At 57.9% G+C, this 19897-nt stretch carries 22 protein-coding genes and 1 tRNA gene; 8 read left to right on the forward strand and 15 right to left on the reverse strand.

Going from position 1 to position 19897, the window contains the following annotated elements:
* Positions 1 to 14: 14 nt before the first annotated feature.
* The 10 genes from CD58_RS20200 to CD58_RS20245 all read right to left on the reverse strand — a co-directional run bounded on the left by CD58_RS20200 (position 15) and on the right by CD58_RS20245 (position 8339).
* Entirely contained in the window at positions 15 to 734 is a 720-nt protein-coding gene (locus CD58_RS20200) for a hypothetical protein (protein ID WP_025214795.1), read from the reverse strand.
* A 184-nt stretch (positions 735 to 918) separates the two neighbouring features.
* Positions 919 to 1740, reverse strand: coding sequence for a diaminopimelate epimerase (gene dapF / locus CD58_RS20205; protein WP_025214796.1), 822 nt, complete (start codon positions 1738 to 1740; stop codon positions 919 to 921).
* Positions 1741 to 1809: 69 nt separating this feature from the next.
* Positions 1810 to 2364, reverse strand: coding sequence for a GNAT family N-acetyltransferase (locus tag CD58_RS20210; protein WP_025214797.1), 555 nt, complete (start codon positions 2362 to 2364; stop codon positions 1810 to 1812).
* A 78-nt stretch (positions 2365 to 2442) separates the two neighbouring features.
* Positions 2443 to 3213, reverse strand: coding sequence for a class I SAM-dependent methyltransferase (locus tag CD58_RS20215; RefSeq protein ID WP_025214798.1), 771 nt, complete (start codon positions 3211 to 3213; stop codon positions 2443 to 2445).
* A gap of 67 nt (positions 3214 to 3280) precedes the next feature.
* Positions 3281 to 3919 (reverse strand): helix-turn-helix domain-containing protein, encoded by a 639-nt coding sequence (locus CD58_RS20220; protein WP_025214799.1) that lies wholly within the window; start codon positions 3917 to 3919, stop codon positions 3281 to 3283.
* A complete protein-coding gene (locus tag CD58_RS20225) occupies positions 3916 to 4248 on the reverse strand; it encodes a type II toxin-antitoxin system HigB family toxin (protein ID WP_025214800.1) in 333 nt (110 codons plus the stop codon). The genes CD58_RS20220 and CD58_RS20225 overlap by 4 nt, the downstream gene beginning before the upstream one ends.
* A 157-nt stretch (positions 4249 to 4405) precedes the next feature.
* Positions 4406 to 5362: a 2-hydroxyacid dehydrogenase gene (locus CD58_RS20230; protein WP_025214801.1), complete on the reverse strand. Its 957-nt coding sequence runs from the start codon at positions 5360 to 5362 to the stop codon at positions 4406 to 4408.
* 32 nt (positions 5363 to 5394) lie between these two features.
* Positions 5395 to 6153, reverse strand: a complete 759-nt coding sequence (locus CD58_RS20235) for an SDR family oxidoreductase (RefSeq protein ID WP_025214802.1) — start codon at positions 6151 to 6153, stop codon at positions 5395 to 5397.
* Positions 6154 to 6195: 42 nt separating this feature from the next.
* A complete protein-coding gene (locus CD58_RS20240) occupies positions 6196 to 6888 on the reverse strand; it encodes a fumarylacetoacetate hydrolase family protein (protein WP_025214803.1) in 693 nt (230 codons plus the stop codon).
* A gap of 101 nt (positions 6889 to 6989) precedes the next feature.
* Entirely contained in the window at positions 6990 to 8339 is a 1350-nt protein-coding gene (locus tag CD58_RS20245; protein WP_025214804.1) for an MFS transporter, read from the reverse strand.
* A gap of 554 nt (positions 8340 to 8893) precedes the next feature.
* On the opposite strand from CD58_RS20245, the gene CD58_RS20250 reads away from it, so the two are divergent.
* A complete protein-coding gene (locus tag CD58_RS20250; RefSeq protein ID WP_025214805.1) occupies positions 8894 to 9829 on the forward strand; it encodes a helix-turn-helix transcriptional regulator in 936 nt (311 codons plus the stop codon).
* 74 nt (positions 9830 to 9903) lie between these two features.
* Positions 9904 to 10377: a GNAT family N-acetyltransferase gene (locus CD58_RS20255; protein ID WP_025214806.1), complete on the forward strand. Its 474-nt coding sequence runs from the start codon at positions 9904 to 9906 to the stop codon at positions 10375 to 10377.
* Between the two features lie 17 nt (positions 10378 to 10394).
* On the opposite strand, the gene CD58_RS20260 is transcribed toward CD58_RS20255, so the two are convergent.
* Entirely contained in the window at positions 10395 to 10622 is a 228-nt protein-coding gene (locus CD58_RS20260; protein ID WP_025214807.1) for an integrase, read from the reverse strand.
* A 211-nt stretch (positions 10623 to 10833) separates the two neighbouring features.
* On the opposite strand from CD58_RS20260, the gene CD58_RS20265 reads away from it, so the two are divergent.
* Positions 10834 to 11655, forward strand: a complete 822-nt coding sequence (locus CD58_RS20265) for a DUF1206 domain-containing protein (protein WP_025214808.1) — start codon at positions 10834 to 10836, stop codon at positions 11653 to 11655.
* A 1-nt stretch (position 11656) separates the two neighbouring features.
* Here the strand turns inward: CD58_RS20265 and CD58_RS20270 are convergent, their stop codons facing one another.
* Positions 11657 to 12160 (reverse strand): nuclear transport factor 2 family protein, encoded by a 504-nt coding sequence (locus CD58_RS20270; protein ID WP_327205555.1) that lies wholly within the window; start codon positions 12158 to 12160, stop codon positions 11657 to 11659.
* A 618-nt stretch (positions 12161 to 12778) separates the two neighbouring features.
* Here CD58_RS20270 and CD58_RS20275 point away from each other — a divergent pair.
* Together CD58_RS20275 and CD58_RS20280 are read left to right on the forward strand one after the other, a co-directional pair.
* A complete protein-coding gene (locus CD58_RS20275; protein ID WP_038436701.1) occupies positions 12779 to 13066 on the forward strand; it encodes a DUF1778 domain-containing protein in 288 nt (95 codons plus the stop codon).
* Positions 13024 to 13545, forward strand: a complete 522-nt coding sequence (locus CD58_RS20280; protein ID WP_049866969.1) for a hypothetical protein — start codon at positions 13024 to 13026, stop codon at positions 13543 to 13545. Before CD58_RS20275 ends, CD58_RS20280 begins: the two co-directional genes overlap by 43 nt.
* Positions 13546 to 13678: 133 nt before the next feature.
* Here CD58_RS20280 and CD58_RS20285 read toward each other — a convergent pair.
* Positions 13679 to 13768: transfer RNA gene (locus CD58_RS20285), tRNA-Ser, on the reverse strand.
* 308 nt (positions 13769 to 14076) lie between these two features.
* Between CD58_RS20285 and CD58_RS20290 the strand changes: the two genes are divergently transcribed.
* The 3 genes from CD58_RS20290 (at position 14077) to CD58_RS20300 (ending at position 16811) form a co-directional block, all read left to right on the forward strand.
* On the forward strand, positions 14077 to 14766 hold the full coding sequence (locus CD58_RS20290; protein WP_025214812.1) for a crotonase/enoyl-CoA hydratase family protein: 690 nt from the start codon (positions 14077 to 14079) through the stop codon (positions 14764 to 14766).
* A 215-nt stretch (positions 14767 to 14981) separates the two neighbouring features.
* On the forward strand, positions 14982 to 15704 hold the full coding sequence (locus CD58_RS20295) for a 1-acylglycerol-3-phosphate O-acyltransferase (protein WP_025214813.1): 723 nt from the start codon (positions 14982 to 14984) through the stop codon (positions 15702 to 15704).
* 135 nt (positions 15705 to 15839) lie between these two features.
* Positions 15840 to 16811 carry a magnesium and cobalt transport protein CorA gene (locus tag CD58_RS20300; RefSeq protein WP_025214814.1) on the forward strand — a complete coding sequence of 324 codons (972 nt, stop codon included), beginning with the start codon at positions 15840 to 15842 and terminating at the stop codon, positions 16809 to 16811.
* Positions 16812 to 16914: 103 nt separating this feature from the next.
* Here the strand turns inward: CD58_RS20300 and CD58_RS20305 are convergent, their stop codons facing one another.
* Entirely contained in the window at positions 16915 to 17649 is a 735-nt protein-coding gene (locus CD58_RS20305; RefSeq protein WP_025214815.1) for an amidotransferase, read from the reverse strand.
* An 89-nt stretch (positions 17650 to 17738) separates the two neighbouring features.
* A complete protein-coding gene (locus CD58_RS20310) occupies positions 17739 to 19883 on the reverse strand; it encodes a 3-hydroxyacyl-CoA dehydrogenase NAD-binding domain-containing protein (protein WP_025214816.1) in 2145 nt (714 codons plus the stop codon).
* Between the last annotated feature and the right edge of the window lie 14 nt (positions 19884 to 19897).

The following is a 19897-nucleotide window of genomic DNA, read 5'->3' on the forward strand; positions in this document are numbered from 1 at the left end:
GTTCAGGCTTGCTGTCACGTCAACGACACTGGTGTCGCTTTCTGTCGTTCCCAAGCCCGTTTTATGGCCTCGACGCTCGGCACAAACCTGGACATATGCCGTATCCCCACAACGGGTACCTTACGGCTGCCAAATGTCGCGATGAACCCGTAAGTCGCCCGGTAGGAAGAGGCGTCGACGTGGTCCAGGGTCTCTCCACTCCCAAATCGCTCCCATAAGATTTTGGCGGCCGAAGGACCTCCCAACCCGTTGCTGTAAGCAATGATCAACTCGGGCTCGGCGAGCGTAACCGTTACCCGCTCGAAAAAATCCATGGACTTGCGCGTCAGCGATTCCAGACTTGTCGCAGCAGATTGCTGCGCGACTTTTTTTATCGACGCGGCATCGCCAGAGCAAAGCAGCAAGGCATTGGTATAAAGGGTGTCGCGCCAGTCAAAACCCAATTGAGTCGGCAACTCAGTCAGCCGCCGGGCCAAGGTTTTCGGACCCCAGCCACCTTCCAGCCCATGAGCGACATTGGAAAATGTGGGATCTTCGTAGCCTGCTCGTACCGCACCGGCATTGGTGTGGATGGCATCGGCCAGGGAGCCGTTGAATCCGACCATGACCAAGCGCTTGCGACTGGGCGGCGCGGCGAGCAATTCGAAGGCACAGTCGAAGGGACGGGAAGAGAAATCGCCGATGGACAGATCTTCGAGCACTTCAAGAATGAAATCGCGGGTTTTCAGCGGCATGCTTCAATCCAAAGGCCAAAGGCGAATAAGAATCCTGGAATCCTGGAATCCTGGAATCCAGGCTAACACGCAAGACAATATTAAAACGCCAAGGAACGATAGCCGACGGTCTATCAGCAATGGTTGTAGGCGCGTGTGGGCGTGGATGCATACGCGTAGGCCGGCTGTGATCGGCCTCTGTTTGTCACGCGGTTGCTGTGAATAAGCTATCTGCCGTCATCCCCGAAAAACTGACCTCCACCGGCCCAATGAGGAAGACCGTACCCTCGCCGTCCCATCGAACCGTCACACTGCCGCCGTCACACTCAACCTCAACGCAACTGTCCAACAAGCCACGCCGAATCCCGTTAACAGCGGCGCCACACGAGCAGGACCCCGAACCGAGCGCAATACCAGCCCCACGCTCCCAAATGCGCAACCGGATGTGCTTGCGGTTAATGACCTGGACGAAATGCACATTCGTGCCAATGGGAAATAGCGGATCAGTTTCGATTGCCGGTCCGATCGTCGCGATATCCACGGCTGCCAAGTCGTCTACAAAATAAGTGCAATGCGGATTTCCCATGCTGCATGTTGCCGGGCTACCCGAAAGTGGCAAAGCAGCGGTGTCCAGTTCCCGAGCCAAGGGAATATCTTGCCAGTCGAAAAGCGGCAGACCCATGTCGACCGAGATTTCCCCGGTCGAGGTTCGCTCGCAGGTGAGTAGACCGCGGTTGGTGCGCAGCACTATCGAACTCGTATTGGATTCGCGCATGAGCAGGTCCGCCGCACCTCGAGTTGCGCTGCCGCAAACGTCTAGCGCAGAACCGTCTGCATTCCAGAAAACCAAACGCGCATCGGCATCGTCGCAATCGAGCAGTGCCGCGAGTTGATTGAAGCCGATGCCTCGATTCCGATCACCCATTCGCCGGGCCATGGCGCTTGTCACTGGATTGACCGAGTTTCGTGAATCCACGACAACGAAGTCATCGCCATTGGCGTGCATTTTATGAAAGCTCAGTGGCATGAACGGATCCTGGAAACGAGGCTGATGAAATGTCACTTGAAGGCACCCAGGCCTCCATTCGAATGCTACTCAGAACGCAGCCTTTTTCCTAAACCACTCCTCACGCGTTGTTTCCCAGATCTCCTTAAGCAATGGCCCACACACAAACTCACCCTGCTGCGTTGCAATCAGGCGCATGCCTTCATGCTCCGAAACCCTGCGTGAAGCCTGGTTGCCCACCGCCTTGGGCACTTGCATGACGGGGCGCTCCAGTGTTTCGAACCAATAGGTGTTGATCACCTTGCAGGCTTCGCGCATGTAGCCGTTTCCCTGCCACTGAGGCGCCAGCCAGAAGCCCCGGTTGTTCCCCGGTTGGTCGTACAAGCTGATGCTGCCAATGCTGTGCGCCGGGTCTTCGAGCGTGCGGAGCATCCAATGCCATTCGCGCCCCGCGGCAATGGCGGGGAGTGCGTGGTCGCGAATGTATGTCAGCGCGCCGTCATCCGGGTAAGGCCAGGGCACGCGTTTGTCGAGATACCGCACCACTTCCCAACACGGAAACAGCTGTTGAATAGCCGCAGCATCCGTCAGCTCAAGCGGCGTGAGGATGAGGCGGTGGGTCTGGAACGTGGGGATGGTTTCTATCATGAAAATTCCCTTTCAAACGTCATGGCGTCCTTGAAAAACACCCACATTAAAGTATGGCGTTGACCCGCTCTGCCCTCAATCCAAACGGCGACACAGATAGGCTTGGGTTTGATAGGGGAAATCAATAGTGTCACGCCCCCTCAAGGATGGATGCGTGTCTATAAGGTCCTGCAACTGATCGCTCACCTTGGCCTTTTCGGCTACAGGCAAGGCGGCGATGAAGCTCACCGACAGGAACCGGTCCATGATGACTTCCTTGGCAGTTCCTGAATGCGTGTATTGAAAACAGGTCAGTTCGGGCGTCGAGAAGTCGTTTCCCGCGAAGGGTGACCGCCACGCTCCGGTATGAAAACGTGGAGTATCGCCTTCGTACGGCGTGATGATGTCAGTGATGGCAGCCACCCAGTCCACCGACTCATCACGTACGTTCCAGATCAGCCCCAGTCGGCCATTCGGCCTGAGCACTCGGTGAATCTCGGCAAGCGCTCTTTCGTTTGCAAACCAGTGGAAGGCCTGGGCGCACACCAGCGCTTGTGCTGTTCCAGAGCCGAACGGGATGCTTTCAGCCGTCCCCTCCACCATCCTGACGTCCGGTAGGCTTTTGGCAAATTCGGCGCGCATGGCTTCAACGGGTTCGACTGCAACAACATCGAGCTCCATGGCCTTCAACAATCGAGTGAATTTTCCTGTGCCGGCTCCTAAATCGATAACCGCCGAACCCGGAACAAGGCCCAGCTCTTCTTCAAGCCAGGCACGTAGTTCGCTTGGGTAGTCCGGACGCCCCTTGGCATAAGTGTGGGCTTGGGATGAGTATCCGATCTGGGCGGCCTTTTGAATGTTTGCCATGAGCAACGACCCTCATTGTGATGTTCATTAGCCGGCCTGCCCCTGGATTGAAGGGGTGAATAATTGCCTAGCCCTTTTCCGGATCTTCAACTGTCTTTCTGCGCCCTTTCGGAGTCACCACTTTGTATTCACCGGTACCGGCCTCTGCAACTGGATGGGCGGTCAAAGCGTCGCTACGAAAGCGGTAATGAGCTGAGGTTTTCTTGGCGGCGGGGCGAACGGTTTGGATAGGCGTCGCCTTTGCCGGGGCTGCCAATAGGAAAGCACTCGGTTCCATCGCAAACCGCTCTGCCAGCGCGTAAGCCATCTTGTGACTGATGGGCCGATCCCCACTGAGGACCTTGGACACCGCCGTTTTATCACCAATTTCAGGGAGGTCTGAACCGGTGAGCCCGAGCGTCTCCATCAAATCCTTGATCAGTTGCACAGGGGTGCAGGCTGCCTCAAAAGCGGCATTCGAGTCGCGGAACTGGTCGGAGTCACGCTGGTAGGCCAGGATTTCATCCTCGAGCTCAGCGAGAATTTTCTCCTCGGTCTTGCTCAGTTCACGCCCGTCGGTGAGTTCATCGAGCAGGCCGGTCGCACGCTCATAGTCGGCGGGAGTCTTAATGCCGTGCACAAATTCCCCCCGCAGGCGCTCCAACACCGCGTGCAACTCACCAAGCGTTGCAATCACGGTTTGAAAGTCGTTCCGGGCTGCACTCATCGTTTTACCCCTTTGTTTCTTGCATACCAGCTGTTGGCAACGTCGTAATCGGCATGCGTGTAGATGTGTTTGACGTAGAACTTCTGCCGGGTGTAGTTGACGCCGCCTATCACCCTGAGATTGTTGCCGCCTACGTCGATCACAACCCAATTCATCGCGGCCCTGGGCTTGAACAAGTCGACACCGTGCGTACCAAAAAGCTTTTGCAGGTCCGCGAACACCTTGGGGCGAGCCATCCTCAAAATACGCAGGCAACGATCAAGCCCAGCCTTGTCGTTCGGGTACAAAATCGCAGCGTCGTCAAACCGTGATGGCGTGAGTATATCCATGGGCTTCCCTGTCTTTGAGCCGATGGTACTCTGGTTGTGTTTTTTCACAACCTCAGTATTGTAACCATGGCGCAACATAGCTCCCGCCCGGATATAACTGACGCAGCGCACGGCCACTTCAAGGAATCGTCACATATCCCTGAAGCAGCCTGGGCATTCAACCCGTCACACACCCCTGCGGCACTTTCCCAGCAAAACTGTCCACCAGGCTCGCCACCACCATCTCCCCCATCCGCGTGCGGGTCTGCAAGGTCGCACTCGCGCGGTGCGGTTGCAGCACCACCTGTTCATTGCCAAACAACGCCTCGGGAACGTTCGGTTCATCGACGAACACATCCAGCGCCGCACCGGCGATGTCACCGGCAGTGAGTGCTGCTACCAGGTCGCTCTCGTTGACCAGTTTGCCCCGGGCCACGTTGATCAAATACCCACCCTTGCCCAGGGCTTGCAGTACCTCGGCATTGATGATGGCTTCGCCCTTGTCGGCAGCGGCCGCGAGGATCAGGGCGTCGCTGTCGCGGGCCAGTTGCTTGAGGTCGGCGACGAAGGTGTGGTTCACATCGCTCATGGGCTGCAGGTCGGTGTAGCTGATCCGGCACCCGAACGCTGCGGCTCGGGTGGCGACTGCGCGGCCGACCCGGCCCATGCCGACGATGCCGATGCGCATGCCGGACACCTGACGCGCCAATGGCAGCGGGGCCAGCGGCGTCGGGCTCTGGGGCCATTGGCCCGAACGCACGTAACGATCACCGGTGCACAACCCACGGCACACGGCAATCAATAGGCCGATGGCCAGGTCGGCGACATCTTCGGTCAGCGCACCGATGGTGGCCGTGACACGGATTCCACGATCCCGGGCGTAGGCCAGGTCCACCGCATCGGTGCCCACGCCGTTGACCGCCACCACTTCCAGTTTGGGCAGTTGTGCCATGAGCGCCTGGCTGATGCCGGTATGGCCGCCAGTGATCACCCCGCGAATATTGGCGCCATGCGCCTGCAAATAGGCCGGCTTGTCGGCCTGTTCAAAGTAGCGTCGGATCGTGAACAGCTCGTTGAGCCGTGTGTTGATTTCAGGGATCAGGATCGGGCTGAGCTGCAAGACTTCTGGCTTCATGTAGACCTCGTGTAACGAATAAAAAAGCCGGCTTAACCGCGGCCGGCAAAAGGCATGGCCGTGGCCATGACGGTCATGTTCAGGACATTGGCCGACAACGGCAGGCCGGCGATGTAGCGCACCGCATCGGCCACGTGCTTGACGTCCACCATCGGCTCCACCGCGATGCTGCCGTTGGCCTGGCGCACACCTTTGGTCATGCGCACGGACATTTCGGTGAGGGCGTTGCCGATGTCGATCTGGCTGCAGGCGATGTTGTATTCGCGGCCGTCCAGCGCCAGGGATTTGGTCAATCCCAACACCGCATGTTTGCTGGCGGTGTAGGCACTGCTGAATGGCCGTGGGGTGTGGGCCGAGATCGATCCGTTATTGATGATGCGTCCGCCCTGGGGCTGTTGCCGGCGCATCAGGCCGAAGGCGCCACGGGCGCAGAGGAAAACGCCGTTGAGGTTGGTGTCGATCACGTTTCGCCACTGTTCGAACGTCAGTTCATCCAGCGGCACGGCGGGCGCGTTGACGCCGGCATTGTTGAATACGACGTCCAGGCGTCCGTAGGCCTCGGCGATGGCTGCAAACAACGCATCGACACTGTCCGGGGCGCGCACATCGGTAGGCACCGCCAAGGCCTCGCGCCCCTCGCAGGCCGCCAACTCGACCAATGCCTGCAACGGCTCTGGCCGGCGGCCGGCCAACACCAGCGTGTATCCATCAGCCATCAGGCCCAGGGCCACGGCACGACCAATCCCGCTACCCGCGCCAGTCACCAAAGCCACTTTCAATGGGGTGGACATGTCGTTTCTCCCTTTCTCAAATCAATAAGACGAGCGCCGGACTCAAGGTCGCTGACCGACGCGCATTTCCAGTTGGCCGATACCATCGATTCCGGCGGTGATGACATCGCCCGGTTGCAGCGCATCGACGCCTGCCGGGCTGCCGGTCATGATCAGGTCGCCGGCCCGCAGCGCCACCGACTGGGAGATGCGGGCGATCACTTCACTGACCGACCAGATCTGGCTGTCGAGGCTGTCGCGCTGGCGCTCCTGGCCGTTGACGTTCAACCACAACTCGCCGTCGGGATGCCCCGCCCGGGAAACCGGCACGATGGCGGTCATTGGTGCGGCGCCGTCGAACACCTTGGCGCCCTCCCACGGCAACCCGTTGCGCTTGGCCCTGAGTTGGACATCACGCCGAGTCAGATCAAGGCCGGCGGCGTAGCCCCACACATAGGCCAGCGCCTGGCTTTCCGGGATGTTGGCGCCGCCCTCGCCGATGGCCACGACCAATTCGATTTCGTGAACGAACTCCTCCGTCACCGATGGAAACGCCACTTCGCCGACCGCCTCCACCACGCTACTGGCGGGTTTCATGAAGAACACCGGTGGCACTCGGGATTCGCCTTGGGTATCCGGCCAAGGGTAGTTGCGGCCGACACAAAAAACCCGGCCGACGGGAAAGCGCTGCTGGGTGCCGAGAACCGGCAAGGTCACTGGCAGGTCCGGGGTAAAAACGTACTCGGGCATGTTCATCCTGGTAAAAGTCCTGATAGAAACGTCAGCGTACGGCGGCAATCCCAGGCGAAGTTGGAGGAATGCCGCCTCGTGTTGGAGAAAAACGGTTTTTTCCGGGTTCAGCGCACCTTGAGTTCAATGCGATACAAACGACCGAGCAGCAACGAGTAGGACAAGGTGCCAATCAACGCCACACCGCCGATGAACCAGAAGGCCAAGGCGAAGGAGCCCGTCTTGTGGACGATCGCCCCAATCACAATCGGAGTAACGATGCCGCCGATGTTGGCCGCCAGGCTGGTGATGCCGCCGGTCAATCCGATCAGTTCCTTGGGCGCCACTTCCGACACCGCTGCCCATGAGGACGACGCAATGCCCTGGGCGAAGAAAGCAACCGTCAGCACGGCAATGCAGATCACGTTCGAATCGGTGAAATTCACCAGGACGATGGACATGCCCAGCATCGACCCGACCACCAACGGCAATTTGCGCGCGAAGGACAGCGAATAGCCCCGGCGTATCAGCAGATCGGAGACGATCCCGGCCAGCAGGATGCCCACCGTCGCGCCCACGAACGGCAGTACGGCGAAGACGCCCGCCTTGATCATGGTCAGTTGACGCTCTTCGATCAGGTACGTCGGGAACCAGGTGAGAAAGAAGTACAGCGCCGACGTGCTGGCGAACTTGCCGATGCAAATCGCCCAGACCTGCCGATAGCTGAACAGCTCGGCGATCTGCCGCCAGTTGAACCGGGTGCGCTCCTGACTGCTTTTGACCAGCCCTCCCCCAGCCTCGATGTACTTCAACTCTTCCTTGCTGACTTTCTTGCAGTTCATCGGGTCGCGATAGAGGAATAGCCAGGCCACCCCGAAAACGATGCCGAGTGCACCGGTGCTATAGAACACATGGCGCCAGTCATAGGTGGTGGCCAGCCACAGCAGCGCACCGGTAAACAACGCCGTGCCCAGGTATTGGCCACAGACGTAAATGCTACTGGCCAGGCCGCGCTCCCGCGCCGGGAACCACACCGTGACCGCTCGGCTGTTGGCCGGAAACGCCGGCGCTTCCATCGCACCGACGGCCAGGCGCAGGCCGAACAGTGAAGCGAAACCCGTGGCAAAGCCCTGGCACACGGTGACCGTCGACCAACTGATCAGCGACACCCCGTAGGTGAACCGGGAACCGAAGCGATCGGCGATGAACCCGGCGGGTACCAAGGCGATTGCATAGGTCCAGGCAAACGCGGAAAAAATCAGGCCCATTTCGATTTTATCCAGGCCCAGGTCCTTAGCGAGGAACGGCGCGGCAATCGAGATATTCACCCGGTCGATGTAGTTGATGATCGTCGCGATCAGCAGCAACGACAGCATGAACCAACGCCGACGCGACGGCAGTCGCTCAGGCACTACGGCGTCCCGGGCGCCGGCAATCACCGGCGCTGCGGTGGCTTGGGAAGTGTGGGAGTTCGACATGAATAAACCTCGTTATTGTTAGAAGCGTCGAAATGTTTACGAGCAGGCGAAGCCATTGCCCGCGATGACGGGGCAGGATGTTCGCTACTGGAATGAGCGGCGCGGACAGCGCGTGTCAGGCGTTCGAAGACGCCTTGCAACAAGAGCAGCCAGGAGGATCAACGAGGGACGGGAACAGCTTCATGACATGCGCACCTTTGATTGTTTTTGGATGTGGCTGGGGTTGCGAGGGCTCAACAGTGGTCGTACAACAATCCGAAATCAACCAAGGCGTTAGATCATTTTTCCCTGTGAAAACAGTAACAAGGGAACCTGTCCAAAAAAATCAAATCGGCGAAAGTTCTCAGTTTATTTTTTTGTTTTCTATAACTAATTGTTTTTAAAGGAAAATACACACACCCCATCCGATATCGCTTTTGGACAGCCGCCCTCCATCGGCAGGAGGCAAAAAATTCACCCTCGGCGCCATCTCATCGTATAACTTCTTGAAAGGCGGCCAAATGCCCCGTCACAATCGTTGTCATCACCATGCACTTGTAGAGGATTCCCAGGAGATGTCATCACCGAGCCGAGTCCCCACCTATGTCATGCAGCAACGCAGCGAACTGACGGACTTTTACATCCGTGACAAGAAAGGCCGACGCGCCGAAACCAGCCCCCATCGCCACGAGTATTTCCAGATCCAGATCAACCTCGGTGGCGACACCGTGCAGCACATTGGCAATGTCGAACGTCCGTTTCCGCGCAATACCCTGGCCTTCATCCTGCCCCACCGCGTGCACGTGATTCCGCACCCGGCCGACAGCAATTTCATGGTGATCAATTTTTCCCAGACCTTCCTGCTGCCGCACTTGCAGTGCGACCCCATGGACCTCGAAGAAGTCTCGATTCTAATGGCGCCCGAACTGTCGCCATTCCGTTTCCAGGAACACTTGGACTTCATCCTGGGCGATGAGGATTTCGCCAAAGTCTGCACCTTGATCGAACAAATGCGTGTCCTGGACGAGAACCGCCAGTTCGGCACCCGCGAGATGCTGAAAGGTTTGCTGCTGCAACTGATCGGCAGCGTTTGCGCCTTGTACGCTGAGCCACTCAAGCGCCTGGCCGAAGAGAATGCCGCCGAAGTCAGCCGCCGCGATGCGTTGAGCAGGATGTCCGAATACCTGCGCAAAAACATCGCCGACCCCGACCTCAACCTGATCAAGGTCGCCGCCGCGACGTACCTGTCACCCACATACCTGACCCACTGGCTGCGCAAGGAAATCGGCAAGACCTTCACTGAACTGGTGCTTGAGCGCCGCATGCATGCGGCGCGCAACTACTTGTTGAATGGAACACGGCCCGTGGGAGAAGTGGCGAGGTTGTGCGGGTTTGCCGATGAGGCTTATTTTTCCCGGCGTTTTCGCCAGATACATGGTCAGCCACCGGGACAGTTCAGGCGGCAACAGTTGAATCCGGACAGTCCGCAGTTGCCGTTGAACAATGGCTAGGGGCCTCAATGCCGGGAGCCGATATCGTCAGGTTATCTATACTGGCTTCCCGGACGACAGCCAGAGCGTGAACAATGCCCCTCACCCCCCATCAAAATCCGCCCATCATTTTGGTCCCTGCTCAACAAAGCGACTCGGACGATCTGGTAGACATTCGAATCGAGGCCATGCGCGAAAGCCTGGAGCGTGTAGGGCGATTTGATCCCCGGCGCGCGCGCGAGCGGTTTCTCAGCGGTTTCGAACCGTGCAACACGCGCCACATCGAACTGGGGGGAAAGAGGGTTGGGTTCGTTGTGGTCAAGCCTTTCAACAATGAGCTCTTGCTTGACCACCTTTATGTGCGGCCGAGCGCACAAGGATCAGGAATAGGCTCTGCTGTTCTCAATCATATTTTCAAAGAAGCGGATGCGGCCGCGCTCCCTGTAAGGGTTGGCGCCCTTAAAGAAAGCGCCTCGAATCGCTTTTACATCCGCCACGGTTTCCAATACGTCGAAAGCAGTGAGTTCGACAATTATTATGTTCGGCAGAACGTTTGCGCGGCTGGCTAGCTGGCCAATCGATGCTGTCAGCGCAGGATCAATACCGCCGCCACTGCGATCACGGCCACCACGCCGAAGACCATCCGCGCGATCCAGGGCGCGGTGAGCCAGACGCCGGCAGCCCCGGCAATCTGCCCGACGTTTTTCTCGGTCAGGCGGAAGCTCGGTTCGCGGAAGGGATTGCCGCAATGAGGACAGGCGTAGGCCTTGTCGGAAATTCGGGAAGCGCATTCTGGGCAATCGATCAGACTCATTGTGCAACCTCAGGGTGAGTTGAATTTGTGGTCTTCAACAGACTGCTTATTTGCAGTTTTTGTTCGGGATCAGCTTAGTCTTTCGATTAGCGCTGTACAAAAAAACCAACGACTTCACAAAAAAACCATAGCCCTGGACACTCGAACACTGATCGAACCCCTCGCAATGCCATGGGTCTGCTCCTGTATGACCTCTTCGGAATCTGCTCCTATGTCCCCACACCAAAGCCTCGTTTTCCTGGCACGAGGCGGCTATGCCGCTCGAGGCGTTATTTATCTGATCATGGGTATCTTCGCCTTGCTGGCGGCTCGAGACTCAAGCAATCCGAAAGACAGCCACAGCAGCCTGGAAGCGTTGTTGAGCCAACCATTCGGCCACGCCCTCGTCGGTCTGGTGGTAATAGGCCTGCTCGCCTTCGCCGGATGGCGCGTGTTGCAGGCCACCCGCGATGTCGATCATCACGGCAACGAACTCAAGGGCCTGGTCATTCGCGCAGGCCTGCTGGCGGGAGGATTGATCAACGGCGCGCTGGCGTTCTTTGCGTTGAGCCTGCTCGTCAGTGGGTTGAAAAACTCCGGTGGCTCCGGCGACGGACAGACCCAGGACCTGCTGGCGCGCCTGTTGTCCTGGGACCATTCGAATGTGTTGATCTACCTTATCGCCCTGGTGCCATTCGGGGTGGGTATCGCTCACATCATCAAGGGTTGGAAAGCGTCATTCGAAAAGTACTTTGAAGCGGACGAAGACGTCATGCGCTATGTACGCCCGGTATCGCGCTTCGGTCTTATCGCCCGTGGCGTCGTCTTTATTGAAATCGCCCTGCTGCTGATCATCAGTGGTTCGAAATATAAAGCCATGGACCCACCCGGCATGAAAGAAGCCCTCGATGCGCTTCAAAACCTGCCGGCTGGAGGCGCGATGTTGATGGTTGTGGCGCTGGGTTTGATCGCTTTTTCGGCCTACAGCTTTTCCGAAGCGGCCTGGCGCAAGATCAACATGGATGTGCCTGGAATGTCGGACACCTCGCGCTGACTTATTTCTGCACAGGTTCTACGCGACGCATAAGATCGTTCAGCACATAGGTGTCGAGAAAGGCGTTTACCTCGGTGACCTGGCCATCCCTGAATGTCATGTGCCACAGGTACGTGTTGTTGTAGGGTTTGCGATCCAGTGCGGTTGCCTCGCCGTTCCACAGAACGACGACAACATCGTCCTCGGCAACAATGCTCTGGACGGTGGGGGAAATAGGCGTCGCCAGCCGGGCAGTGATGGGGCGTACGGCTTGCTCCATTAAATCGGCCTTGCTGTTGTACACCCCAGATACGGGACTGGATCCGGCAACGGTCCATGTGGCATTGGGCGCCAACAGATCGAACACCGTGCCTTTGCCTTGCTGCCAGTTCGTGAACGCCTGGCGCACCCGATCTGTATTGGTGTTTTGAGTCGCGGTTTCCGATGCCCACACTGGGCTCGCTGAAAGAGCCAGAGGCAATGCGATAGCTAAAAGGCGTAAAGCCGAACTCATCCGAGTGGTCATGATTGTTCTCCCAACAATGCCGTTGATAGGAAGCGCTTGAAGGGGAACCTTAACGGCATGCGTTTGGATGCTGTTGCTCGATACTGTTGCGCATTTGCCTGATGCTGTCCGGGGATAAGTCCTGGCGCGATTAGAAGGTGGATACCCGTTTCCAGAGTCGCCCCGCCAGCCGACTTAGGCTCAAGGCCCAGGCAAGGAAAGCGATCAACCCGACACTCAGCAGCATCCCATCCACGCCCAGGCTGCCGATGAGCCTGCCGGCGATAAAGGGAAACCCGAATACGCTAGGCTGAAAAGCAGGAGTGCCTGTGCGGTCAATCCACGTGCCGCCTCGTTGGCGACCAAGCCTTTAATGACCGAAGCTAGTGTGGCGCGCGGGGATTATCATTGTGATGGTGGAGTCAAGGTTTGGAAATCCGCACCATTGCTGACTTGAGTGAGGTTGACGGGGGCGACCGGCGTATATTCAATCGATACACACGTATAGACATTAGCTATACACAGACGTAGTATCTACCGCGAAGCCAACCCAACGGCATCAAACCTCAATCGATAGATCTTTCCAACGACGGATCACATTAAGCGAAGCACCGAGGCATCTCCAAGGCGGGAATAAACATGACCGTATGTATTGAAGAAAAATCCAAGCCCGTGCCCATCAACATGAGAGCGGATGAAAAAAAACGCAACCTGATCGATCTGGCGGCTGCTATGTCCGGTCGTGATCGAACCAGCTTTATCTTGGAAGCTGCTTGTCAGAAAGCAGAGGAAGTCATTCTGAATAAACGGCTGTTCCTTCTCGACGACGCGGCGTTTGACGCATTTGAGCAGGCCATGGAAGCGAATCCAATTCGAGGTAACAAGTGCCTGCATCAACTTCTCGAAAGGCCCAAACGGTGGAGCTGAGGGCTCCGGAAAAGCTGAACGATGAACACATCCTGGATGAATTCGATTCTGGTGTGGCATCGATCAACGATTACCTCCAAAGACAAGCGCGCAAAGCTCAAGCGGCAAAACAGGCCGTTGTATACGTGATCTGTCGAAAGGATACGCCCGTCGTCATGGGCTATTACACCCTGTCGAGCGGATCGATCGCACGCGAGAACGTCGTTCCGAAAAGCCATCAACGCAACTCTCCAAGCGTGCATCCGGTGACACTCCTGGGGCGCATGGGGGTCACTCTCGCAGCGCAAGGCCAAGGCTTTGCAATTGACTTGCTGCAAGATGCGATTGAACGAGCGATTACTGCGTCAAGCACCATCGGCTCTACCGCAATGATTGTTCACCCGCTTACTGAACGTCTGTCGAGCTTTTACATCAAATACGCCGGGTTTATACCGTGTCCAGGGCTTTCGCCCATTACGCTGATGTTGCCGCTTCGGTAGCAGTTGATGGATTCAAATCAGAAAAAAGACACTCCAGCGCCATATCAGTCCCAACATGGACATTTTCCAGACGCCAAAAACCACAAACCCCCGACTTTCTCTAGGAAAACCGGGGGTTTGTGTTTGCAGAATGTGGCGGTGAAGGAGAGATTCGAACTCTCGATACAGTTTCCTGTATACACACTTTCCAGGCGTGCTCCTTAAGCCACTCGGACACTTCACCGTATCTCGGCAAACTGTTCAGTCTGTCGAGGCGCGCTAATGTAGTCGAAAGCTTTTCCGATGGCAAAGGTTTTTTTCAGAATTTTCATGCGGTTAAGGTGGTCGGGCATTTCAAACGAGCCGAGGCATGGCAAACCGGCCAATCTTCGGGTTTGCGTATGCGCGGCCCTTTAGATGGAGGCGCGGCTGGATTGGGCGGGCCAGGCTGTTTACGCGGTGCGACGCTGACCGGTGAGTCAGTCACGGCGCTTTACCTGGCCTGCGTCGGTGGGTAACGTCTGCGTCACTTCTCTTACAAGGAATTGCGTCATGAGCGATCTGATTGCCTACCATCTCGAAGACGGTATCGCGACCCTGACCTTGAACAATGGCAAGGTGAATGCCATCTCGCCGGATGTGATTGCCGCGTTCAACGCTGCGCTGGATCAGGCGACAGCGGATCGGGCGGTGGTGATCATTACCGGGCAACCGGGGATTTTGTCGGGCGGTTACGACCTGAAAGTAATGACCGCCGGCCCCAAGGAAGCAGTAAACCTGGTCACGGCCGGCTCGACGCTGGCCCGCCGCCTGTTGTCGCACCCCTTCCCCGTCGTTGTCGCCTGTCCGGGACATGCGGTGGCCAAGGGTGCGTTCCTGCTGCTGTCGGCGGACTACCGCATTGGCGTGGACGGGCCGTTCAGCATCGGTCTGAATGAGGTGCAGATCGGCATGACCATGCACCACGCGGGTATCGAGTTGGCCCGTGATCGCTTGCGCAAGTCAGCGTTTCACCGCTCGGTGATCAATGCCGAGATGTTCAACCCGCAAAGCGCGGTGGACGCGGGGTTCCTCGACAAAGTGGTGTCGGCAGAAGAACTGCAGGGCGCGGCCTTGGAGGCGGCGCGTCAATTGAAGAAAATCAACATGACGGCCCACAAGAACACCAAGCTGAAAGTCCGCAAGGCGCTGCTGGAAACCTTGGACAGTGCGATTCTGCTGGATCAGGAGCACATGGGCTAACGAGCCTTCCTCCGCCAAACTAAAAGCCCGACCCCGTGTCGGGCTTTCTCCTACATGCATTGTTTAAAAATCAGCAACCGCTCTAGCCCGCTTCTGTCACGTTACTCAGAAACATACGCTTAAATATCGTCCATCTCCTACCTCTATAGCGGCAATTGCCGAAATCAGTGCACATCCGTACACTGCGCCACCTTTTGTCCCGATAGGGCCTGTAGATGCTGTTTGTACTGCGTATGTTGTTGATGGGGCTGCACTTTGTCTTGGCGGGTGTGCTTGGCGTAATCCTGGGGATATGCCGCCCGTTCAACCCGGACAACAGTCGTTTATGCGCCAGGCTGTATGCCCTGCCCGCCATGTACATCTTGGGCCTGCGGATCAGGGCTGACGTTGGCGCGCTAGCGGATAAACCCCAGAGCTGCGTGATCATCGCCAACCACCAGTCCAACTATGACCTGTTCGTGTTTGGCAATGTAGTGCCGCGCCGTACTGTGTGCATTGGCAAGAAGAGCTTGAAGTGGGTACCACTGTTCGGGCAACTGTTCTGGCTAGCGGGCAATGTGCTGATCGACCGCGGCAATGCGATCAAGGCGCGCCAGTCAATATTGACCACCACGCATACCTTGCAGCACGAGGACACGTCGATCTGGGTGTTCCCGGAAGGGACGCGAAATTTTGGCGAAGACCTGCTGCCCTTCAAGAGGGGCGCATTCCAGATGGCCATAGACGCCGGCGTGCCCATTGTCCCGGTCTGCGTCAGTAACTACATCAAGCACATGCGCCTGAATCGTTGGCACAGCGGTGAAGTCCTCATACGCTCATTGCCGGCAATTCCTACAGCAGGGCTGAGCATGGATGACATGCCCCAGCTTATCGCCCGGTGCCGTGAGCAAATGCGCGAATGCATTGAGACCATGGACCGGCAGTTGCAACGGACCTGAAAGAAACCCGCTCTTGCAGCGGGTTTTCTTTTGCCTACGAACTTGGCAGATTTTGCTGACTCTCAACCAGTAGGGCACGTTAAGCTGGACAGTGCCTTGCTACTGCCATTTTCCAATAAGAAGTGAACAACCATTATGGGTAGAGTCGTTGCTGCTGCGGTTTACAGCGCCGGAAAAAAAGTCACCAACATCACCCTCGACGAAGGCAGCGCCTGGGCTGCCAAACCAGGTCACTTTGTGTGGATCGGCCTGGAAGAGCCCAGCGCCCTGGAACTGACCAACCTGCAGCGTCAATTCAATCTGCATGAACTGGCGATCGAAGACGCCATGGAGAAGCACAGCCGCCCTAAGCTTGAGACCTTTGGCGATGCGCTGTTTATCGTCACGTATTCGCCGATACGCAAGGACGGCAAGCTGCAGTTCATCGAAACCCATATCTTCGCCGGCAAGGGCTACATCATCACCGCCCGTAACGGTCACTCAGCGTCCTACGCCCATGTCCGGCAACGCTGTGAGGCGCGTCCTCTTTTGCTGAAACACGGGGAAGATTTCGTCCTCTACGCCATCCTTGATTTCGTGATTGAAAACTACCAGCCCATGGGTGAGGCCATTCACGCCGAGATCGATGAGCTGGAACGTAATGTGTTGTGCAGCGCCCTCAACGAGCGAGACATCCAGAACCTGCATAGCCTGCGCCGCGACGTGTTGCGCCTGCGTCGCTATGCAGCACCGATGGTGGAAATCAGCGAAGAACTGCAGAGGCTGGACTTTCCCTTCATCGACAAAAACATGAGTCCGTATTTCCGCGACGTGCAGATTCACGTCACGCGGCAAATGGAAGACCTGGCGACCCTGGCCGACATCGCCAGCCAGACCATCGAGGTTGGCGTACTGCTCGAAGCGTCGCGCCAGAGCGTTGTGCAACGCAAGTTCGCGGCTTGGGCGGCAATCCTGGCGTTTCCGACAGCAGTGGCGGGGATCTATGGGATGAACTTCCGAGACATGCCGGAGTTGAACTGGCACTACGGGTATTTTGCGGTGCTTGGGTTTATTACCGTCGGCTGCACCTCGTTGTGGGTGAGCTTCAAGCGATCGGGATGGTTATAGGCAAGTCCCTTGGGGATCTGCGCGGCATCCATCGCGAGCAGGCTCGCTCCCACATTTGATCTTCTGTGCACCGGAAATCAAATGTGGGGGCAGCGCATGATGGTTAGCCTTGGGCCGTTTCGACCTGCGGTTTATGAGCCACAAACCGCATCATCCACTCCGCCACCGTAGTGCCATGGTGCTCATGGGCCAGGCTCGCCACACCCTGGTTGTAGATCTGCTCGCCGAGGTGTTGCTGGCGAATCTCCAGCAAGGCCCGGGAGTAATCGTGGATGAATTCCGGATGGCCCTGGAAGCACAGCACCTGATCGTTGATGTGATAAGCAGCGAACGGGCAGAAATCGCTGGAGGCAATGACCGTGGCATTTTCGGGCAATTGGGTCACCTGGTCCTGATGGCTGATCAGCAAGGTCAGTTCTTCCATCACCGGGCTCATCCACGGCGCCTTGGCCGCGAGTGTGTAGCGATGGGTGCCGACGCCCCAGCCCTGGGTGGCGCGTTCAGTCTTGCCGCCCAGCAACAGCGCCAACAGTTGATGGCCGAAGCACACGCCCAGCAGCTTGTCGCCACGCTGATAACGGTCGAGCAGGTAGGTCTTGAGGGTTTGAATCCAGGGGTCGCTGCCGAAGGAGTCAGCCTTGCTGCCGGTCACAAGATAAGCGTCGAACTGCTCGTCATCGCTGGGGTAGTGCCCCTGCATTACGTTGTACACCGTGAACTCGGCCGCCACGGGCTGTTGTGAAAACAGGCGCTGGAACATCTGCCCGTAACCCTGATATTGGTCGACCAGTTCCGGACGCAGGATATCGGTTTCCAGAATGCAGATGCGTAACGACATAAAAAATACCTGACACGATGATGGGAATATTGCACACCCCAGAGCCTGCCCTGAAACACGGTCCCAAGGCAAGCCCCTCCCAGGGTCTGTCAGAACAGTTCGTGCCTGGCGGCTTTCTCCAACAGCAAAGCCGGCGGTGAAAAACGCTCGCCGTATTGTTCGGCCAGATACTGGGCCCGGCCGACAAAGTCCTGTAGGCCGTATTGGTTGATGAACTGCAATGCACCGCCGGTCCAGGCCGCAAAGCCGATGCCCAGGATCGAGCCAACGTTGGCGTCTGCTGTCGAGGTGAGCACGCCCTCCTCCACGCAACGCACGGTTTCCAGGGCCTGGATGAACAGCAGCCGATCACGGACATCCTGCGGCGAAATCTGCCCATCGACTTTCTCGAAACGGCTTTTGAGTTCCGGCCACAGGTGCTTTTGCCCATCGGCCGGATATTCATAGAAACCCGCCCCGGCGGCCTTGCCCGGCCGCTTGTATTCGTTGAGCAACAAGTCAATCACGGCGAACGCCGGGTGCTCAATCGGCGTTTTCCCTTCTGCTTGCAGGTCCTTGGCGGTTTGCGCGCGGATATGGCTCATCAGGCTGAGGGAAATTTCATCAGAGATCGCCAGCGGCCCAACCGGCATCCCGGCCTTGCGCGCTTCGGTCTCGATCATCGGCGCACTCACGCCCTCGCCGAGCATGGCGATACCCTCCTGGGTAAAGGTGCCGAACACGCGAGAGGTAAAGAAGCCGCGACTGTCATTGACCACAATCGGCGTCTTGTTGATTTGCAGGACAAAATCGAAGCCTCGTGCCAAGGTCCCGTCGCTGGTGCGGGCGCCCTTGATGATTTCCACCAGGGCCATTTTTTCCACCGGACTGAAAAAGTGCAGGCCGATGAACTTCGTCGGGTCCGGTACTGCCGTGGCCAAACCGCTGATGGGTAAAGTCGAGGTATTGGAAGCAATCAGCGCGTCCTGCCCCACCACCGCCTGGGCAGCGGCCGACACCTTGGCTTTCAGGGCACGGTCTTCAAACACCGCTTCGATGATCAAATCGCAACCGGCCAGGTCCGCGTCGCTGTCGGTCGTATGGATCCGCGCCAGCGTGGCTTCGCTTTGCTCGGCGGTAAGTTGACCGCGGGCGACTTTCTTCTCCAGCAGCACCGCCGAACGGGCTTTACCCTTTTCGGCGGCAGCCAGGTCGACATCCTTGAGCACCACCTCGACGCCGGCCACGGCGCTGACGTAGGCAATACCGGCGCCCATCATGCCGGCACCGAGCACGCCGACTTTTTTCGTCAGATAAGGCGCAAAACCCCGTGGGCGAGAGCCGCCGGCCTTGATCTCATTGAGCTGGAACCAGAAGGTGCCGATCAGATTCTTCGCCACCTGGCCGGTGGTCAACTCAGTGAAGTAGCGGGTTTCGATCAGGTGGGCCGTGTCAAAATCTACCAGGGCGCCTTCCACCGCAGCACAGAGGATCTTCTCCGGTGCAGGCAGGCAACCTTGGGTCTTGTTACGCAGGATAGAGGGGGCAATCGCCAGCATTTGCGCGACTTTCGGGTCCGACGGCGTACCACCTGGAATCTGATAACCCTTCATGTCCCATGGCTGGACCACACTTGGGTTGGCGAGAATCCAGGCCCGGGATTTGGCCAGCAGTTCGTCATGGTCGGCTGCCAATTCATCGATCAGCCCCGCCTGCAGCGCTTGCTGTGGGCGAACCTTTTTCCCCTCCAGCAGATACGGCAAGGCCTTCTCCAAACCGAGCAGGCGCACCATCCGCACCACCCCGCCGCCGCCCGGCAACAGGCCAAGGGTGACTTCCGGCAGGCCGATCTGCACCGATGGGTGATCCAGGGCCACGCGATGATGGCAGGCCAGGCAGATCTCCCAGCCGCCGCCGAGGGCCGCGCCGTTGATGGCCGCCACTACCGGTTTGCCCAACGTTTCCAGAGCACGCAGTTGCGCCTTGAGCCCCAGGACCCTTTCGTAGAAAGCCTTGGCCTCGGGCTTGCCGACCTTGATCAGTTCGTTGAGGTCACCGCCGGCGAAGAAGGTTTTCTTGGCCGAAGTGATGATCACCCCGGCAATCGTGTCCTTTTCGGCGCTCAAACGGGCGACGCAGGCGGCCATGGCCTCGCGATAAGCGGCATTCATGGTATTGGCGCTCTGGCCCGGCATGTCCAGGGTCAGGACGACGATCCGGTCCTGGCCGGTTTCATAACGGATGGCATCGGTCATCAGCAGAGTTCCTT

It is taken from the genome of Pseudomonas brassicacearum, from assembly GCF_000585995.1.
Classification (GTDB): Bacteria; Pseudomonadota; Gammaproteobacteria; order Pseudomonadales; family Pseudomonadaceae; genus Aquipseudomonas; species Aquipseudomonas brassicacearum_A.

Excerpts from the sequence above, each read along its gene's own strand:
- CD58_RS20200 (WP_025214795.1), bottom strand. The coding sequence starts at position 734 with ATGCCGCTGAAAACCCGCGATTTCATTCTTGAAGTGCTCGAAGATCTG.
- dapF (WP_025214796.1), bottom strand. The coding sequence starts at position 1,740 with ATGCCACTGAGCTTTCATAAAATGCACGCCAATGGCGATGACTTCGTT.
- CD58_RS20215 (WP_025214798.1), bottom strand. The coding sequence starts at position 3,213 with ATGGCAAACATTCAAAAGGCCGCCCAGATCGGATACTCATCCCAAGCC.
- CD58_RS20220 (WP_025214799.1), bottom strand. The coding sequence starts at position 3,919 with ATGAGTGCAGCCCGGAACGACTTTCAAACCGTGATTGCAACGCTTGGT.
- CD58_RS20225 (WP_025214800.1), bottom strand. The coding sequence starts at position 4,248 with ATGGATATACTCACGCCATCACGGTTTGACGACGCTGCGATTTTGTAC.
- CD58_RS20230 (WP_025214801.1), bottom strand. The coding sequence starts at position 5,362 with ATGAAGCCAGAAGTCTTGCAGCTCAGCCCGATCCTGATCCCTGAAATC.
- CD58_RS20235 (WP_025214802.1), bottom strand. The coding sequence starts at position 6,153 with ATGTCCACCCCATTGAAAGTGGCTTTGGTGACTGGCGCGGGTAGCGGG.
- CD58_RS20240 (WP_025214803.1), bottom strand. The coding sequence starts at position 6,888 with ATGAACATGCCCGAGTACGTTTTTACCCCGGACCTGCCAGTGACCTTG.
- CD58_RS20245 (WP_025214804.1), bottom strand. The coding sequence starts at position 8,339 with ATGTCGAACTCCCACACTTCCCAAGCCACCGCAGCGCCGGTGATTGCC.
- CD58_RS20250 (WP_025214805.1), top strand. The coding sequence starts at position 8,894 with ATGTCATCACCGAGCCGAGTCCCCACCTATGTCATGCAGCAACGCAGC.
- CD58_RS20255 (WP_025214806.1), top strand. The coding sequence starts at position 9,904 with ATGCCCCTCACCCCCCATCAAAATCCGCCCATCATTTTGGTCCCTGCT.
- CD58_RS20260 (WP_025214807.1), bottom strand. The coding sequence starts at position 10,622 with ATGAGTCTGATCGATTGCCCAGAATGCGCTTCCCGAATTTCCGACAAG.
- CD58_RS20265 (WP_025214808.1), top strand. The coding sequence starts at position 10,834 with ATGTCCCCACACCAAAGCCTCGTTTTCCTGGCACGAGGCGGCTATGCC.
- CD58_RS20270 (WP_327205555.1), bottom strand. The coding sequence starts at position 12,160 with ATGACCACTCGGATGAGTTCGGCTTTACGCCTTTTAGCTATCGCATTG.
- CD58_RS20275 (WP_038436701.1), top strand. The coding sequence starts at position 12,779 with ATGACCGTATGTATTGAAGAAAAATCCAAGCCCGTGCCCATCAACATG.
- CD58_RS20290 (WP_025214812.1), top strand. The coding sequence starts at position 14,077 with ATGAGCGATCTGATTGCCTACCATCTCGAAGACGGTATCGCGACCCTG.
- CD58_RS20295 (WP_025214813.1), top strand. The coding sequence starts at position 14,982 with ATGCTGTTTGTACTGCGTATGTTGTTGATGGGGCTGCACTTTGTCTTG.
- CD58_RS20300 (WP_025214814.1), top strand. The coding sequence starts at position 15,840 with ATGGGTAGAGTCGTTGCTGCTGCGGTTTACAGCGCCGGAAAAAAAGTC.
- CD58_RS20305 (WP_025214815.1), bottom strand. The coding sequence starts at position 17,649 with ATGTCGTTACGCATCTGCATTCTGGAAACCGATATCCTGCGTCCGGAA.
- CD58_RS20310 (WP_025214816.1), bottom strand. The coding sequence starts at position 19,883 with ATGACCGATGCCATCCGTTATGAAACCGGCCAGGACCGGATCGTCGTC.